This window comes from Pantoea anthophila (assembly GCF_026104315.1).
Lineage (GTDB): Bacteria > Pseudomonadota > Gammaproteobacteria > Enterobacterales > Enterobacteriaceae > Pantoea > Pantoea anthophila.
The window spans coordinates 2,926,629-2,943,590 of the sequence record NZ_CP110473.1; the positions used below are offsets into that span (position 1 = coordinate 2,926,629).

General features: G+C 57.8%; 17 protein-coding genes and 1 other annotated feature. Of the genes, 6 read left to right on the forward strand and 11 right to left on the reverse strand.

All coding sequences use genetic code 11. The annotated features are described in order from the left end of the window. Positions 1-495: 495 nt before the first annotated feature. A complete protein-coding gene (gene ybaL, locus OJ965_RS16220; RefSeq protein ID WP_009091623.1) occupies positions 496-2,190 on the forward strand; it encodes a YbaL family putative K(+) efflux transporter in 1,695 nt (564 codons plus the stop codon). Between the two features lie 62 nt (positions 2,191-2,252). Here the strand turns inward: ybaL and OJ965_RS16225 are convergent, their stop codons facing one another. The 4 genes from OJ965_RS16225 to OJ965_RS16240 all read right to left on the reverse strand — a co-directional run bounded on the left by OJ965_RS16225 (position 2,253) and on the right by OJ965_RS16240 (position 6,318). Beyond that, positions 2,253-3,554, reverse strand: coding sequence for an inosine/guanosine kinase (locus tag OJ965_RS16225; protein WP_009091626.1), 1,302 nt, complete (start codon positions 3,552-3,554; stop codon positions 2,253-2,255). A gap of 57 nt (positions 3,555-3,611) precedes the next feature. Further along, positions 3,612-4,571: a ferrochelatase gene (hemH, locus tag OJ965_RS16230; RefSeq protein ID WP_058956355.1), complete on the reverse strand. Its 960-nt coding sequence runs from the start codon at positions 4,569-4,571 to the stop codon at positions 3,612-3,614. Between the two features lie 113 nt (positions 4,572-4,684). Further along, complete coding sequence (gene adk, locus OJ965_RS16235) at positions 4,685-5,329, reverse strand: adenylate kinase (RefSeq protein WP_009091630.1); 645 nt, start codon at positions 5,327-5,329, stop codon at positions 4,685-4,687. 113 nt (positions 5,330-5,442) lie between these two features. After that, entirely contained in the window at positions 5,443-6,318 is an 876-nt protein-coding gene (locus tag OJ965_RS16240) for a DUF6024 family protein (RefSeq protein ID WP_009091632.1), read from the reverse strand. 187 nt (positions 6,319-6,505) lie between these two features. Here OJ965_RS16240 and OJ965_RS16245 point away from each other — a divergent pair, with 187 nt between their 5' ends. Further along, positions 6,506-7,375: a LysR substrate-binding domain-containing protein gene (locus OJ965_RS16245; RefSeq protein WP_009091634.1), complete on the forward strand. Its 870-nt coding sequence runs from the start codon at positions 6,506-6,508 to the stop codon at positions 7,373-7,375. Between the two features lie 286 nt (positions 7,376-7,661). Here OJ965_RS16245 and htpG read toward each other — a convergent pair whose 3' ends face one another. The 6 genes from htpG to OJ965_RS16275 all read right to left on the reverse strand — a co-directional run bounded on the left by htpG (position 7,662) and on the right by OJ965_RS16275 (position 13,945). After that, on the reverse strand, positions 7,662-9,536 hold the full coding sequence (gene htpG / locus OJ965_RS16250) for a molecular chaperone HtpG (RefSeq protein ID WP_033736390.1): 1,875 nt from the start codon (positions 9,534-9,536) through the stop codon (positions 7,662-7,664). A gap of 97 nt (positions 9,537-9,633) precedes the next feature. Then, positions 9,634-10,239 carry a recombination mediator RecR gene (gene recR / locus OJ965_RS16255; protein WP_046101370.1) on the reverse strand — a complete coding sequence of 202 codons (606 nt, stop codon included), beginning with the start codon at positions 10,237-10,239 and terminating at the stop codon, positions 9,634-9,636. Beyond that, entirely contained in the window at positions 10,239-10,571 is a 333-nt protein-coding gene (locus OJ965_RS16260) for a YbaB/EbfC family nucleoid-associated protein (RefSeq protein WP_009091641.1), read from the reverse strand. The genes recR and OJ965_RS16260 overlap by 1 nt, the downstream gene beginning before the upstream one ends. Before the next feature lie 55 nt (positions 10,572-10,626). Continuing rightward, on the reverse strand, positions 10,627-12,702 hold the full coding sequence (dnaX, locus tag OJ965_RS16265) for a DNA polymerase III subunit gamma/tau (RefSeq protein WP_265137110.1): 2,076 nt from the start codon (positions 12,700-12,702) through the stop codon (positions 10,627-10,629). Continuing rightward, positions 11,224-11,285, reverse strand: a sequence feature (DnaX frameshifting element). (Overlaps the previous gene by 62 nt.) A gap of 157 nt (positions 12,703-12,859) precedes the next feature. Further along, positions 12,860-13,411: an adenine phosphoribosyltransferase gene (gene apt, locus OJ965_RS16270; protein WP_150029370.1), complete on the reverse strand. Its 552-nt coding sequence runs from the start codon at positions 13,409-13,411 to the stop codon at positions 12,860-12,862. A gap of 144 nt (positions 13,412-13,555) precedes the next feature. After that, the gene (locus OJ965_RS16275; protein ID WP_009091649.1) at positions 13,556-13,945 is read right to left on the reverse strand and encodes a DUF454 family protein; all 390 of its coding nucleotides are present in this window, start codon (positions 13,943-13,945) and stop codon (positions 13,556-13,558) included. Between the two features lie 57 nt (positions 13,946-14,002). Between OJ965_RS16275 and priC the strand changes: the two genes are divergently transcribed. Genes priC through rsmS form a run of 3 tightly spaced genes read left to right on the forward strand, consistent with a single transcriptional unit; the run spans position 14,003 to position 14,988 of the window. Continuing rightward, positions 14,003-14,524 carry a primosomal replication protein gene (gene priC, locus OJ965_RS16280; RefSeq protein ID WP_265137112.1) on the forward strand — a complete coding sequence of 174 codons (522 nt, stop codon included), beginning with the start codon at positions 14,003-14,005 and terminating at the stop codon, positions 14,522-14,524. A gap of 57 nt (positions 14,525-14,581) precedes the next feature. Further along, on the forward strand, positions 14,582-14,827 hold the full coding sequence (locus OJ965_RS16285) for a GlsB/YeaQ/YmgE family stress response membrane protein (protein ID WP_046101367.1): 246 nt from the start codon (positions 14,582-14,584) through the stop codon (positions 14,825-14,827). An 8-nt stretch (positions 14,828-14,835) separates the two neighbouring features. After that, a complete protein-coding gene (gene rsmS / locus OJ965_RS16290) occupies positions 14,836-14,988 on the forward strand; it encodes a pleiotropic regulatory protein RsmS (protein WP_009091656.1) in 153 nt (50 codons plus the stop codon). Here the strand turns inward: rsmS and acrR are convergent. After that, a complete protein-coding gene (gene acrR / locus OJ965_RS16295; RefSeq protein WP_009091658.1) occupies positions 14,985-15,623 on the reverse strand; it encodes a multidrug efflux transporter transcriptional repressor AcrR in 639 nt (212 codons plus the stop codon). The two genes, rsmS and acrR, sit on opposite strands and share 4 nt — an antisense overlap. Before the next feature lie 142 nt (positions 15,624-15,765). On the opposite strand from acrR, the gene OJ965_RS16300 reads away from it, so the two are divergent. Next, a complete protein-coding gene (locus OJ965_RS16300; protein WP_009091659.1) occupies positions 15,766-16,959 on the forward strand; it encodes an efflux RND transporter periplasmic adaptor subunit in 1,194 nt (397 codons plus the stop codon). Positions 16,960-16,962 lie beyond the last annotated feature (3 nt).

Here is a 16,962-nt window from a genome sequence, read left to right on the forward strand (position 1 = left end):
TTTCCCCTGGCCCGAATTCCCGGCCGCATTGCCCCACTGTGTCGCACATTCTTCCGGCGAACTCAAGGCCAATGCGCATAACGCCAGCTGCACCGGTTCGCGCAATGCCGCCAGCAGAACCGGGGGCGGGCACCGTATCGCAGGCTCCCTGTCTGCCAGCGTCACCTTAACCGGCCGTTCGCTCTATTGTTAACTGATTGTTTACTCCTGCAAAAAGAGGGGCTGGCAGGTTTTAGCCGCTATGAGAGGCCATTTACCAGCTATTTGCGTCAGACTGCCGGTATTTCCTCACGATAATTTTTATTTATCCTGCTCTGGCTGAACCGCAAACTCAGCCAGTATTGCTGATAATGAACAGAAATGGCCTTCCGATTGTGTAATTGGCTTTTTTTCCGGTTTTTTTACGCTATTCCCGCAAATTGCTCAGCGGAAGGTGTGATTTTACATTAAACTCGTTTGTTACAAGCGGATACATTTGCATACAAGGAGACAGGCATGCATCACACCACCCCGTTGATCACTACCATTGTCGGAGCGCTGGTTCTGGCATTTCTCCTTGGGATGCTGGCGAATCGCCTGCGTATCTCCCCGCTGGTCGGTTACCTGATGGCCGGCGTGCTGGCCGGCCCCTTTACCCCCGGTTTCGTTGCCGATACCAACCTGGCCCCTGAACTGGCTGAACTCGGCGTTATCCTGCTGATGTTCGGTGTCGGCCTGCACTTCTCAATGAAAGATCTCATGTCGGTAAAGTCGATCGCCATTCCCGGTGCCATCGCGCAGATCGCCGTCGCGACCTTACTGGGAATGGGATTGTCCTGGACGCTGGGCTGGTCATGGATGACCGGCCTGGTCTTTGGCCTCTGCCTCTCTACCGCCAGTACCGTGGTGTTGCTGCGCGCGTTAGAGGAGCGACAGCTGATCGATAGCCAGCGCGGGCAGATTGCGATTGGCTGGCTGATTGTTGAAGATCTGGTAATGGTGCTGACGCTGGTGCTGCTGCCTGCGATTGCCGGCATGATGGAACAGGGCAACGCCAGCGCCGGCCTGCTGGCCTGGGATCTGCTGTGGACCATCGGCAAAGTGGCGGCCTTTATGGTGCTGATGATGGTCGTGGGACGCCGGGCTGTGCCCTGGATCCTCGCCCGCAGCGCGGCGACCGGTTCACGTGAACTCTTTACCCTGGCCGTGTTAGCCCTGGCGCTGGGTATCGCGTTTGGCGCGGTTGAATTTTTCGATGTCTCGTTTGCGCTGGGTGCGTTTTTCGCCGGTATGGTGCTCAACGAGTCCGAACTGAGCCACCGCGCGGCACGCGATACACTGCCGCTGCGCGATGCCTTTGCGGTGCTGTTCTTCGTCTCGGTGGGGATGCTGTTTGACCCTTCCATTCTGGTAACGCAGCCGCTGGCCGTGCTGGGTGCGCTGGTGATTATTGTGGTCGGCAAGTCAGTCGCCGCCTGGCTGCTGGTGTCACTGCTCGGCCATTCGCGTCGCACGGCGCTGACCATTTCGGTCAGTCTGGCGCAGATCGGTGAGTTCGCCTTTATCCTGGCGGGTCTGGGTATCTCACTCGGCCTGCTCAGCGATGAGGGGCGCAACCTGGTGCTGGCCGCCGCTATTCTGTCGATTATGCTCAACCCGATTCTGTTTACCCTGCTGGAGCGTTTTCTGGCGAAAACCGAAACCATGGAAGAGCAGACGCTGGAAGAGGCCATCGAAGAAGAGAAGCAGATTCCGGTCGATTTCTGCAATCACGCGGTGATTGTTGGTTATGGCCGGGTGGGCAGCCTGATTGGTCAGAAGCTGCTGGAGGCGAATGTGCCACTGGTGGTGGTTGAAAACTCCCGTCCGCGGGTCGAAGCGCTGCGCGAGCAGGGTATCAAAGCGGTGCTGGGCAACGCGGCCCGCGCTGAAACCATGGAACTGGCGCGCTTGGACTGCGCCCGCTGGCTGTTACTCACGATCCCGAATGGCTATGAGGCGGGTGAAGTGGTCACCGCCGCGCGTGAAAAACACCAGAACATTGAGATTATCGCCCGCGCCCACTACGACGATGAAGTGGAATACATCATGGAACGCGGTGCATCGCGCGTCGTGATGGGTGAGCGTGAGATCGCCAGCAGCATGTTGCAGATCCTGCAGGATGAGATGACGCAGGGCGAGGATTTACAGCCCTGTGATGTAGTGCGCTGATTGCTGCTCATAAAGGCCCTGCTGTTCAGAAGGGCCTTTTTTATATCCTGTCGCGACCCGCTTTACCGATCCCAGTAGGACTCTTCGAGGCTGTCCTCGCGTTCCGGCAGTCCGCGGGTTAAACGCGGCGAATGCTGGTTCAGCACCTGATAGCTGACACGGTTGGCGTACTTACACACCTGCGCCAGCGACGAGTAGGTCAGATAAGGACGCGCATGTTTACTGGAGTTGGGCACATTCAGACTGTGATAGGTGTTGGCGGTAATATCATGCAGTAACGCCGCCAGCGCCCCATCCCCCGCGCCGTTGGTGTTCATGATCTTCTCCGGGCCGCCCATATAAGGCGCGATATGCGAGAAGACACGCAGCGGCTGCTGGCAATCCTGCTGGCGCATTACCCGGCTGAACTCATACTGATTGAACTCCGCAATCGCGCCAGGCAGCAGCGGATGGTTGGTTTTGCGTTTGAACTCTTCCTCGGTGTACCCCGCCATATAGAGCCCGATTGGGCCAGCGGTACAGAGCACCAGATCCACCCACTCCAGCGCCATATCCGCGGCGAGCAGCGGATCGGACTCCCCGGTCAGTGCCAGCGCTTCCTCTTCATTCATCGCCACGATGCTGACATGGTCACGCAGGAAGTCACGCCAGAACTGAGGGTTGTCGCCAATCACATGTTTGGTGCCCAGCGTCAGCACCACCGGCACATGATGGCGTTTGGCATACTCAATCGCGCGCAGCGTCGCCTGCGGCATCGGCTCACCCTCGGCACAGCGCACCAGATAGGAGGTGAGAACCAGCGCCGAGGCCCCGGCAATTACGTCTTCCGGCACACTATCCGGATGAAGCTGATTCATCTGACCGGGGCTGATAGCAAAGGTGCGCTCGCCATGCTCGCCAATCAGCGTGAAGCAGCGACCGATCGCGCCATCCACCCCCTGAAGGAAGTTGAGATCTACCCGGCTTGAGGTGTTGCAGAGGTAGCGATAGGCGTAGCCGCCAATCTGGATGTTGTTACACATCACGCCCAGCAGGACCGAGCGATCATCGGCCAGCACCGAGAAGTTATGCAGCGTGTTACCGATGGTGCCACCGGCAAACTGATGGGTGATGAGCCCGTCACGCATCAGCTCGCTGTACAGCGCTTCCGCGACAGCATTGTCGATGACCAGTGAGTGCCCGGCACTCAGGCCGTATCGTGACAGAAAAGCGTCATCGACTTTTGCTTCGATATCCACCAGCGTCTGGTCGATACCCACCACCCAGCTGCCCGCATCAACGTCGGTCTGAGTCGGCTGTAACAGGGGATCGCGTGCGCTGACGGGAAAGTAGTGTTTAGATTTGCGTTTGCCGGGAAATTTCATCGGGAGTGCCGTCTGGAAAAACAGGCGGAGAATGATATCACACTCTCCGCCTCTGCTTTAACGACGTGCGTTGACCAGTTGCACCATCATGTCGATGTGCGCGTCATCGGCGTTCAGTGCGGGAATGTACTCAAACTTTTCGCCGCCGGCGTGCATGAAGATTTCGCAGTTTTCACCACTGATCTCCTCCAGCGTCTCCAGACAGTCTGACGAGAAGCCCGGGCTCATCACCTGAACATGTTTAATCCCCTTCGCAGGCAGGCTTTCCATCGTTTTGTCGGTGTAGGGCATCAGCCAGGGCTCACGGCCAAAACGCGACTGGAAGGTCATCATGTACTGATCCTCACGCAGACCGAGCGCTTTCACCAGGGCCGCTGTGGTATCCGCGCAGCGCTGCGGATAGTCATCACCTTCGTTGGCAAAGCGCTGCGGAATGCCGTGGAAGGATAACACCAGCAGATCGGGCTGGCCGTGCCGCGCAAAGGATTGCTCGACAGAGGCTTTCAGCGCGGCGATATAGGCCGGATGCTCGGCGTAGTCGCGGATAAACTGCACCTCAGGCAATGAGCGATACGCTCTGAAGACGCTGGTCAGGCCATCCCACACCGCCGCCACGGTGGAGCAGGAGAATTGCGGATAGAGCGGCAGCACAATCAGGCGGGTCACGCCCTGCGCCATCAGCTTATCCACGGCGCTTTTCAGGCTGGGATTGCCGTAGCTCATACCCAGTTCAACCGGCATATCGACGCGGGCCGCCAGGGCGTCGCGCTGACGCTGGCTATAGACCAGCAACGGCGATCCCCCTTCCATCCAGACCGAAGCGTAGAGCTTCGATACGCGTGGTGAGCGAAACGGCAGAATGACGGCATTGAGAACCGGCCACCAGAGCCAGCGCGGCGCATCGACCACGCGAGGATCGCTTAAAAACTGTTTCAGATAACGTTTAACAGCAGGTGTGGTAGGGGCGTCTGGCGTACCTAAATTAACCAGTAACACGCCGGGCTTATCTTGCCTCATTGGATTTCCTTGATAACAACGGGGATGCGTGAAAACAGGGAAATTGTAGCGGAATTAGTGGGAGGTAAAAGCAATTACTGCAAAAGGGGCCGGTAATCCCGGCCCCGGTGAGCTTAGCCCAGAATCTTAGCCAGCTCAGCACTCACTTCGGACACCTTACGGGTGCCGTCGATTTTGTGATAGGCGGTGTTGCCCGCTTCCGCTTCTTTGCTGTAGTAAGCAATCAGCGGCGCGGTCATCTCATGGTATTCCACCAGACGCTTACGCACGGTCTCTTCCTGATCGTCTTTGCGCGTGGTGAGCTCTTCACCGGTCACATCATCTTTGCCTTCCACTTTCGGTGGATTGAAGGTGACGTGATAGACGCGGCCTGACGGCGCATGCACGCGACGACCCACGATACGTTCGACGATCAGTTCGTCCGGTACAGCGAACTCCAGCACGTGATCAACAGTGATCCCGGCCTCTTTCATTGCATCCGCCTGAGGAATGGTGCGCGGGAAACCGTCCAGCAGGAAACCGTTTTTGCAATCTTCCTGGGTGATACGCTCTTTAACCAGCGCAATCACCAGCTCATCGGTCACCAGTTTGCCAGCATCCATGATGGCTTTCGCCTGGTTGCCCAACTCGCTGCCTGCTTTCACTGCTGCACGCAACATGTCGCCAGTGGAGATTTGCGGAATGCCGTACTTCTCCATGATGAATTGGGCCTGAGTCCCCTTACCTGCGCCCGGAGCTCCGAGCAGAATAATACGCATTGCGTAAATCCCCTTGCGAATCGCATTGATCTATCTTGAAGGCGAAGAACATACCATTATGACCCGCTCATCACAAGGAAGGGCGCGGATCGCTCAGGGCTACTTTACTGGCTTTATGGCGCGAAACCAGACCCGGCTGGTCTGCCTGACGCTTTTTCAGATTTCATGCCGGTGCCGAGCAAATACTGCAGCCGGCGGCTCAGATAATGGGTCATATTCACGCTTTTTTTACCGCTGCCGCGCACGTTGGCATTCAGCTGCAGCCGCGCCTGCTGCGGCCACTTCACCACGTCATCGGCGTCCGACAGCCTGGCGAACAGCGGTGCCGGGAGCGTAAAGCTGGCAAAGGGCAGACCGGGCTGATGGCTGGAGTTGAGCGACAGCGGCCCTGAAAGTGAAAGCGCATCGACGGTGGCGGCATTGTAAGGCCGCCACTGCGGATCGTTGAGGCGATGCAGCGCCTCGTCGATGGCGGGCAGCGTCAGCCCCTGTTCAAACAGACGCAGTTCACTGCGTACCAGGGTGCTGAAGTCGTGCGTTCTTAGCGCCACCAGCACCAGATCGCTGCAGATCTCCGCATGCCGATCCAGTCGGGTCACAAACAGACGGGCTTCGTCGATCAGTTTGTGATGCAGCACGCTGGCGAAACTCTCGCTCGCTTCCGTCACGCCGTGGCGCTGGCACTCCCGCAGCGGGCGCACCCGGCCATCCGGTAAGTCGACGTGCGGCACCAGCGTGATGTTACCGGCTATCAGGGGGATCGCGGGCAGAACGCTGAGTTCGGTAACCGGATAGTGTGAGGCGTAGCGGGTCTGATTGCGCGTCTGCTCCTGGCGCAGAAACAGCTGAGAGAGCAGCACCTGAGCCACATGCAGTGAGGGGGTAAAGAAGAGGTCAAACTGCTCAAGTTTATAATAACGTGACAGCGCCAGGCGCAACCGATGACGCGCCTCTTCAGACGTTTCAGAGGATAAAGGGCCGTTTGCCATGGCAGTCTCACTTGAATAATAGTGTGGCGTGAACGCAGGTGAAGCCAGGCGGAATAGCTGTGGAAAATCACAGATAAAAGGATGAGTCAACCCGCCAGAATTTGTCCTGTAGAGTAGGCCAATGCGGCTGGACTTTAAAATGATATAAATTGACAATCCCTGTTAGATTTTTGCACAGGGGATAAGGATGAACGGACTGCCGCCACTGAGAGCGCTGCACTATTTCCACCAGGCAGCCTTGCACAGCAGCTTCAGCGTGGCGGCTGAACATCTGCACGTCACGCACAGTGCCATCAGCCATCAGATTCGCCAGCTGGAGAGCTGGATGGGCAAACCGCTGTTTGTCCGCACTAATGGCCGCGTAAAGCTGACGGCACATGGCGACCGTCTGCTGCTGAGCTGTCAGCAGGCATTCAGTGAATTACGCAGCAGCTGTGAAAATATCCGCACCGGTCTGCTTCAGCAGATTCGCATCTCCTGTGCCCCCAGTTTTTTATCGCAATGGCTGATCCCCCGCATCTCCAGCTTCTATCAGCGCTATCCGGAGATTGAGGTTCACTTTCAGCCGCTGGCTCAGGTTCCTCAACTGCGCAGCGAGCATGTGGATGTGCTGATCCTCAGCCATAGCGAGTCACCTGAACCCGATATTGACGCGATGCTGGTGAGCGAGGATGAGATCGGACCGCTCTGCGCCCCGCATTTCGCTTCACAGCTGCGGGTGGGCGAAGATTTATCAGCAATGCCGTTGCTGCATGCGGATACCCGTCTCCACGCCTGGTCAGAGTGGGCCTCAAAGGCAGGGGTCAGCGGCCGTTTCAGCAGCGGTAAGCACTTTGAGACGCTGACGCTGGCTATTCAGGCGGCACGCAGTGGTCTGGGCGTGCTGATGGCGCCGCGTCTGCTGGTTCGGCGGGAGCTGGAGGAGGGATCGCTGATCGCCCCACTCGGCTTTGTCCCGACCGATCGGGCAACATGGATGATGACGAAGCAGAGTCGCCGTGACGACAGCGAGATCACCCTGTTTCGGGACTGGCTGCGGGATGCCGCACAGCCATAAAAAAAGCCGGTGATGATCACCGGCTTGATGTTGTTGACTCTGCTCTGAACTGCCCTGCTCTGGCCTGCTGTCAGATCGAGCCCGCACAGGGAACACGGTCAGGCAGACGACACCAGAGCTAAAGCGATGGGAGCATACGCCAGAAGCAAAGCATAGCGGGCCATGGATGGCCCGCGCTGAGCCCGCCAGGGATGGCGGCGTTTGCGTCTTTGCGGAGGGCGTATGCTCCCTGAGCCAGCGCTGCACAATCCGCGTCAGGCCATTAAAATCGCCGCCCCGTTAACGTTTAAGCCGTCAGCAGCTGATTCATGCGACGGATAAACTGGTTTGGATCGTCAAGGGTGCCGCGCTCAGCCAGCAGTGCCTGATCCAGCAGCAGCTCAACCCACTCACCGAAGCGTGCTTCATCCTGAGTATCGGCAACACGTTTCACCAGCGGGTGATCCGGGTTGATTTCGAACAGGTACTTCACTTCCGGCACCTCTTGTCCGGCCGCGGCAAACAGCTTCGCCATCTGCGTGGTCATCTCGTTGGCGTCGGTCGTGACAATGGCGGGTGTGTCGGTCAGACGGTGAGTCAGACGTACTTCTTTCACGCGTTCACCCAGCAGATTTTTCACCCGCTCAACAAACGGCTCCAGCGCTTTTTCCGCCTCTTTCTGCTCTTCGGTCTCTTCATCGGCCAGCTTGCTCAGCGACTCGTCCGCTTTGCTCACTGACTGGAAGGTTTTCCCGTCAAACTCGGTGAGGTAGCTCATCATCCATTCGTCGATGCGATCGGAGAGCAGCAGCACCTCAATGCCTTTTTTGCGGAACAGCTCCAGATGCGGGCTGCTCTTGGCAGCGGCATAGCTGTCAGCAGTGATGTAGTAAATCTTCTCCTGACCTTCCACCATGCGGCTGACGTAATCTTCCAGCGAAACGGTCTGTGCCGCGCCGTCGCTCTGGGTGGTCGCGAAACGCAGCAGCTTAGCAATCGCTTCCTGATTCGCGTGATCTTCTGCCGGGCCCTCTTTCAGCACCAGACCGAACTCTTTCCAGAAGGTCTGATACTTCTCACTGTCATCTTTCGCCAGTTTTTCCAGCATCTGCAGGGTACGTTTGGTCAGCGCACCGCGCAGGCTCTGCGTGACGCGGCTGTCCTGCAGGATCTCACGGGAGACGTTCAGCGGCAGATCGCTGGAGTCAATCAGGCCACGCACAAAGCGCAGGTAGTTCGGCATAAACTGCTCAGCGTCATCCATGATAAAGACGCGCTGTACATAGAGTTTCAGGCCATGCTTCTGATCGCGGTTCCACATATCGAACGGCGCACGCGCCGGAATGTAGAGCAGGCTGGTATATTCCTGCTTACCTTCCACCCGGTTGTGACTCCACGCGACCGGATCGCTGAAGTCGTGGGCGATGTGCTTGTAGAACTCGTTGTACTCTTCATCGCTGATATCAGATTTGTTGCGGGTCCACAGCGCCTGAGCTTTGTTGATCTTCTCCCAGTGCGTCGTGTCGCTCTCTTCATCTTTGCTTTCGATCTCAACCGGCAGCGCGATGTGATCGGAGTACTTGCTGATGATGTTGCGAACGCGCCAGACATCCAGGAACTCATCTTCGCCTTCACGCAGATGCAGGGTGATCTCGGTCCCGCGGTCGGCTTTCTCAATCTCCGCCAGGGTATATTCACCCTCGCCTGCTGACTCCCAGAAGACCCCTTCATCGGCTGAGGCGCCCGCGGCACGGGTGCGCACAGTCACTTTATCCGCCACGATAAAGGCGGAATAGAAGCCCACACCAAACTGACCGATCAGCTGGCTGTCTTTCGCCTGGTCAGAACCCAGGGATTCGAGGAAAGATTTGGTGCCTGATTTGGCGATAGTCCCGAGGTTCTCAATCACCTCATCACGACGCATACCGATACCGTTGTCGCTCAGCGTCAGGGTACGGTTGTCCTTATCAACAGAGAGACGAACGTGCAGCTCGCCATCACCTTCATACAGGCTGGAATCTGACAGGGCGCGGAAGCGCAGTTTGTCTGCCGCATCCGAGGCGTTGGAGATCAGCTCACGCAGGAAAATCTCTTTGTTTGAATAGAGAGAATGGATCATCAGGTGCAGAAGTTGTTTTACTTCCGACTGAAAGCCACGGGTCTCTTGTCCTTTCATGGTCATTGCTACCTCAACAAAACAGGTTGAACAAACGTTGAGGTTGATGTGGGGATGACGGGGGGATTTTCAAGCCGGTGTCTGTCACAACACCGGCAAGTGATTAAAATTTAAACTTCTGGCGACCCGCCAGTGAATGGGAGAGCGTGGTGCCATCGACCATCTCCAGCTCACCGCCCACCGGCACGCCGTGCGCGATTCGGCTGGCGCTGACGCCATACTGGCCACAGAGCTCCGCGATATAGTTCGCGGTCGCCTCACCTTCCACCGTCGGGTTGGTGGCGAGGATCACTTCCTGCAGGGTTTCACTCTCCAGACGCTGCTCCAGACGATCCAGACCGATGTCGGCCGGACCGATCCCGTCGAGCGGCGAGAGATGGCCCATCAGGACAAAGTAGCGACCGCCAAACTGGCCGGTCTGCTCAATGGCGTGGATATCCGCCGGGCTTTCCACCACGCAAATCTGACCGTTCTGCTGACGCCGTGGGTTGGCGCAGATCGTGCAGATTTCCTGCTCGGTGAAGGTGCGGCAATCGGCACAGTGACCAATTTCCGACATCGCCCGGGTCAGCGCCTGTGCCAGCCGCATGCCCCCGCTGCGATCGCGCTGCAGCAGCTGAAACGCCATGCGCTGAGCCGACTTCGGCCCCACGCCGGGCAGACAGCGCAGCGACTCCATCAATGATTCAAGCAGTGGGCTGGTTTGCATCAGAATGGCATCTTAAAGCCTGGCGGCAGCTGCATGCCTGAAGAGACAGAAGCCATCTTCTCTTTCTGGGTTTCGTCAATGCGACGTGCGGCATCGTTGAACGCTGCGGCAACCAGATCTTCCAGCATGTCTTTATCATCTTCCAGCAGGCTGGGATCGATTTCCACGCGACGGCAGTTGTGCGCGCCGTTAATGGTGACTTTTACCAGGCCAGCACCGGACTCACCGGTCACTTCAAGCGCGGCGATCTCTTCCTGAACTTTGGCCATTTTGTCCTGCATCTGCTGGGCCTGTTTCATCAGGTTGCCCAATCCGCCTTTACCACCAAACATAGTTTTCTCTCTCAGCTAAGGCTACAACGCTATCGTGACGATAGCAGCAGCGTGTTCAAACAGGTCGGATACTCTCCTCATCCAGATCGGCATCGAAAAATCGCTGTAGCGTCTGGATGTGGGTATCACAGGTGATCGACTGACGCGCCTGCGCCAGTTTCTCTTCGTAAATGGCCTGACGCCACTCCAGTGGCGTCAACACCGATGAATTATCGTCTTCAACTACCGAGAGTTCAACTCTCTGCCCGGCGTGCTGACTCAGCGCCTCGCTTAACACCTGCTGCGCCGACGCTGAATTAAGATGCCGCTGGCTGCTGCGCAGATGCAGGCAGACGCCGCTTTCGGTCACCTCTTTCCACGCGTTTAAGGCCAGCTGCTGAACCAGCTTCGGCAGCGGCAGGAGAGCGATTTCTGCGGCCCAGGGATCGCGCTGCTGCGCCTCTTCCGCCAGACGCGCCGCCAGCTCAGGGGTTTTCTCATGCTCCAGCGCAGAACGCAAGGCCTTTGGCGTCGCCACCGGCTCCGCCACTTCCTCCGTCTGATTTACCGCCTTCCAGCGGTACGCTTCCTCTTTTAACGGCGCGGCAGGCTCGCGATCGCGGATCCGCTGCTGACTGCGCTCGGTAACGGAAGCCAGCCGCTCCAGCGCGGAGTTGGCCGGCCGCGCACCTGGCGCCGCCGGCTCACTCTTTTTTGGTTTGTTCGCTCCCTGACGCAGCAACTGAGTGCGCGCCTGCAGGAGCTGGCTGGTGGAACTCGACAGCGCGCTGTCCGGTGCGACATCGGGCGGTGGCGAACGCGGTGGCTCCGCGTCGGGTGCCGCCATCTGTGGCTGCGCGGCAACCGGCTGCGGCGTTGCTGCTGGCTGCGGCTGTGGCTGCGGCTGTGCCGTCTGCGGCGGTGTCGCAGCGGCCGGTGACGGCGTGGCCGGTTGTCGGGCGGCTGGTGCCGCTGATGTCGATCCCGCAGCCGATCTTTGTGCCGGGGCCACTGGCGACATCTGCTCGGTTAATGCGGGACGCGCAATGGGTTCCGCCACGGCGGCTTTCGGATGAAACGCCAGTGCACGCAGCAGCGTCATCTCCACCCCCATGCGGCGGTCGGGCGCAATCGGCAGATCCTTGCGCCCCATCAGCAGGGTCTGATAGTAGAGCTGCAGATCGGCGGGCGGCACCACCCGGGCCAGTTCCCGCAAACGAAGCGCGCTGCTCTCGTCATCATCGTTGAGTGAGGCGGGCAGCAGTTGCACCATCGCAATCTGATGCAGCAGGCGCAGCATTTCTACCAGCAGCGCCTCCCACTCGACGCCGCGAGACGCCGCCTGACTCAGCAGGTTCATCACCTGCTGACCGTCACCCTCGACCAGCGCCTCCAGCAGCCCCAGCGGCTGCTCATCATCCAGCGTGCCAAGCATGACGCTGACCGTGCTGCTGGTCACCGCCCCCTGCCCCATGGCAATGGCCTGGTCAGTGAGGCTCAGCGCATCGCGCATACTGCCATCGGCAGCCCGTGCCAGGAGTTGCAGCGCACGGGTTTCACTCTCAATCTGTTCCTGCTTCAGGACATGCTCAAGCTGCTGACGGATTTGATCGACATCCAGCGCCTTGAGGTGAAACTGCAGACAGCGCGAAAGGATGGTCACCGGCAGTTTCTGCGGATCGGTCGTGGCCAGTAAAAACTTAACGTGTGAAGGCGGCTCTTCCAGCGTCTTTAACAGCGCATTGAAGCTGTGACGTGACAGCATGTGCACTTCATCGATCAGATAGACTTTGAAGCGGCCACGCGCCGGGGCGTACTGCACGTTGTCGAGCAGATCGCGGGTGTCTTCAACTTTGGTGCGTGATGCGGCGTCAATCTCGATCAGATCGACAAAGCGGCCCTGCTCGATTTCCCGGCAGTTGTCACACTGACCACAGGGTGTCGCGGTGATACCGGTTTCGCAGTTAAGGCCTTTGGCCAGCAGACGCGCAATGGTGGTTTTCCCGACGCCGCGGGTGCCGGAGAAGAGATAAGCATGATGGATGCGTCCCAGAGACAATCCATTCGCCAGCGCGGTCAGAACATGTTCCTGACCGACAACATCAGCAAAAGCCTGGGGACGCCATTTTCGCGCAAGTACCTGATAGCTCATGTGGATTCGACGAAGTTGGATGGAAAGATGAGCGCAGACGCTCTGCAACCCCTGTATAAGATTGCAGTAGTCTATCAGCTACGCTTTTGCCTGGCACTCGTTATCTTGACGCCAGGGGCGTGACGGCCTCGCGCGGGAGCAAGGCCGGAAGAGTGGCTTAGTGGCCGGGGAATTTAACCAGGCTGTAGCTCTCAACGCCCAGGGCAGTCAGACGCGATTCACCGGTCAGGTCGAACAGATTGATGATGAACGCCGCGTCTTTCACTTCACCGCCTGCACGACGAATCAGTTTCACTGTCGCTTCGATCGTGCCGCCGGTCGCCAGCAGGTCATCGACCACCAGCACCACGTCGCCAGGCTGAATGGCATCTTTATGCAGTTCCAGCTGATCGGTGCCGTACTCCAGCTCATAGGCTTCGCTGTAGGTTTCACGAGGCAGTTTGCCCGGCTTTCGCACCGGCACAAAACCGACGCCCAGGCCCAGCGCCACCGGTGCGCCAAACAGGAAACCGCGCGCTTCCGTGCCGACCACTTTGGTGATGCCTTTATTACGGTAACGCTCAACCAGCAGCGCAATCGACGCGGCATAGGCTTTGGGTTCTTCCAGCAGGCTGGTGACATCGCGGAACAGGATGCCTGGCTTAGGATAATCGGGGATGCTTTTGATGCTGTTTTTAATGAATTCAAGCTGCTGCGCAGTGTCGGTCATGATGATACGCCTGGTAAAAAATTCTGTTTCGCGCAGCTTCAAAAGCGCTAATACCTGGTAAAAGGCTCAGCGGAAGTTAATTCACAAAGGGAAGCCACGCACGAAGACGCCCAAATCTAAGCAAATGACCGGCTAATTGCAACTTTATCCGGGTGGCGGCGGTGCGTCCGCTGTTTCTGCCACCACCGGAATCCGCCACATAAACAGCAGCAGTGCGGCCAGCATGATCAGCAGCATGACGCGAACCCAGACCTGGTGCACCAGAAACAGGGAGAGGCTAAAGGTCGCCACGATCAGACAGATGGCACGCACTTTGGCACCCGGCGGCATGGCGCGATGCTGCTGCCAGTGGCGCAGATAGCGGCCAAAAGGCGATTTCCACAGCAGCCAGTGATGAAAGCGCGGCGATGAGCGGGCGAAACACCAGGCTGCCAGCAGCATGAATGGCGTGGTAGGTAATAAAGGTAATACAATGCCCAGCGTTCCCAGCACAATGGCCAGCCAGCCGAGGGTTAATAACAGAATGCGTTGCATAAATGCCGCCCAGCTCTTTCTTCATCTGCTTACGTTAGCACAGTTGAGCGTGCCGCGATGAGCGCGATCGCCATTCAGCAGCGGCTGCAGCAGCTTATTCTCACCCTGCGTGAGACCCTGGCACATCACCCTGACGGCGTCTGCCGTCTGCCACGTTTTGACAGCCAGCTGTTCCACACCAAAGGCACCCGGCTGGCGGATTATCTGCAGGAAGTGGAGCTGAATTTCGCCCGGCTGTGCGACAGCCGCCAGGATCTGGTTCGCAGTCGCTGGCTGGCGGAACGTCTGGTCGATCAGATTGCGGCTCTGCAACGTGAGGTGAGTACCCAGCAGTTGCGTCTGCGACGTGAACAGCCGGTGCAGGGACCCACCCCGACAAAATATCAGGAGTACCGTGAATTTGAACGGCGTCTGCTGGCGATGATCGATCAGCGTGAGCAGCGTCTGGCCCTGGCGGAAACCCTGATGATTCAGCAGCAGCTGAAGCAGGAGCTGGAAACGTTAGAGGGTCGGCTGGCTCGCTGCCGTCAGGCGATTCGCTCGGTGGAGTGGGCAGCCTCACTGCGCGGCAGCGAATAAAGCGCGGCGCGACAAAAGCGCTTCTATACTGGGTGTGATTCTGCGCGGAGAAGAACAATGGGCTTATTCACCTGGCTGTTATGCGGGCTGCTGCTGGGGTTGCTGAAACGTCTGCTGCTGCCGGGACGCCCTGGCGGGCTGGTGGCCACCCTGACACTGTCGATGATCGGCGCCCTGATTGGCGGCTATATTGCGACGTACTTTGAACTGGGTTCGCTGGCCACGGTGCACATCGGCGCGCTGGGGATGGCCATTGCAGGTGCGCTGCTGATGTTGCTGGTCGTGGCCCGATTACGTATATAGGAGAAGCGATGTCACTGGAAAATGCTCCTGACGACGTCAAACTGGCCGTCGATCTGATTCAGCTGCTGGAAGAGCATCAACTGCCGGTGGAGACGGTGCTCTCAGCGCTGGCCATGGTGCAGCGCGACTTCGAGAACAAACGCGATCGTCAGCCCGATTAATGGCGGGCGGTCAGCGTCGGGCTGAGGCACAGCATATCGATAAAGGCATTCACCAGCGTCGGTGCGTCGGCGGCTAAATCAAAGCTTTCTGGCGCGAACAGCCAGCTTTCCATCATGCCGTTGACATACCCACGCAGAATAATGGCGGCCTGCCGCGTGCTGAGCGTGCCCGGAAGCTGTTCCGCTTCAATACACTGACGCAGGACATCTTCGATTTTGTCGTAGCACTCCAGCAACAGGCTCTGCTGCATACTCTTCATCGCCGACATTTCGCCAACAAATTCGCATTTGTGGAAAATGATCTCCATCAAGGCGCGGCGCTGAGGATCCTTTGCTGTCGCTTCAAAGATATAGACCAGCATTGCACGCAACACAGAGAGTGGATCACCAGGGTATTTTGTCTGATACTCAAGTTCCACATCATCCAGACCGGCATCACAACGAAGCCATATTTCATGTAAGAGATCGGCTTTATTTTTGAAGTGCCAGTAGATTGCCCCGCGCGTCACACTGGCAGCGGTTGCAATATCGGCCAGAGACGTGGCTGAGACGCCCTGCTGCGAAAACAGAACAAGGGCGGCATCAAGAATTTGATGCCGCGTTTCAAGTGCTTGCGCTTTGGTTTTTCGTGCCATAGGGGGCTTTTTTTACAAACGGGTAAGTTTACATACATTTGTGAATGTATGTACCATAGCACGACCTGCGACTTGACACAGCAATGGGTTTTTCAGTTTGTGATCCATTGACCAATTGATATCGGACACTAGAGGTTTATTTATGAATAAAATCAGAGGATTATCGCCTCTGGCGGCCGTCCTGATGCTATCAGGCAGCTTTTTGTTAACAGGATGTGACAACAATAAATCCGAACAAGCCGCCCAGCAACCGCCAGAAGTGGGTGTCGTGACCCTGAAAACTGAACCCCTGAAAATTTCGACTGAACTTCCAGGCCGTACCTCAGCCTATCGCGTGGCTGAAGTACGTCCGCAGGTTTCCGGTATCATTCTCAAGCGTAACTTTATTGAAGGCAGTGATATCAAAGCCGGTCAGTCTCTCTATCAGATCGACCCGGCCACCTATCAGGCTGCTTATGACAGCGCGAAAGGCGATTTAACCCAGGCGCAGGCCAACGCCCGCATCGCTCAGCTGACCGTTAAGCGTTACAAGCCACTGCTCGGCACGAAATATATCAGTCAGCAGGATTACGACACGGCGGTTGCCACGGCTGCGCAGAATGACGCAGCGGTCCAGGTGGCAAAAGCTAACGTGGAAACGGCTCGCATTAATCTGGCCTACACCAAAGTCACCTCCCCTATCAGCGGCCGCATCGGCAAATCGTCAGTCACCGAGGGTGCGCTGGTTCAAAGCGCCCAGACCACCGCGCTGGCGACCGTGCAACAGCTTGACCCGATGTATGTCGATGTGACCCAGTCGAGCGAAGATTTCATGCGCTTACGTTCAGAGCTGGAGTCAGGTCAGCTGAAGCAGACCGATGGCAAAGCCAGCGTGACCCTGCTGATGCAGAACGGCAACACTTTTGCGCAGAAGGGAACACTGGAGTTCTCTGACGTCACCGTCGATGAGACCACCGGCTCCATCACCCTGCGTGCCATTGTCCCGAACCCGGACCATACCCTGTTACCGGGCATGTTTGTGCGCGCGCGTCTGGAGGAAGGGACCAATCCGAATGCGTTGCTGGTTCCACAGCAGGCGGTCACCCGCACGCCAACAGGCCAGGCGACGGTCATGGTGGTCGGCGCAGACAACAAAGTTGAATCGCGTCAGGTCACAACCTCACAGGCGATTGGCGACAAATGGTTAGTCACCGACGGCGTTAAAGCGGGTGAACGTGTGATCAGCACAGGTCTGCAGCGAGCCAAGCCGGGCGCACAGGTTACCCCACAAGAAGTCTCAGACGATGCGAAAGCGGCACCCGATTCTAAGCCGCAGTCTGACAAGTCATCGTCATAACAG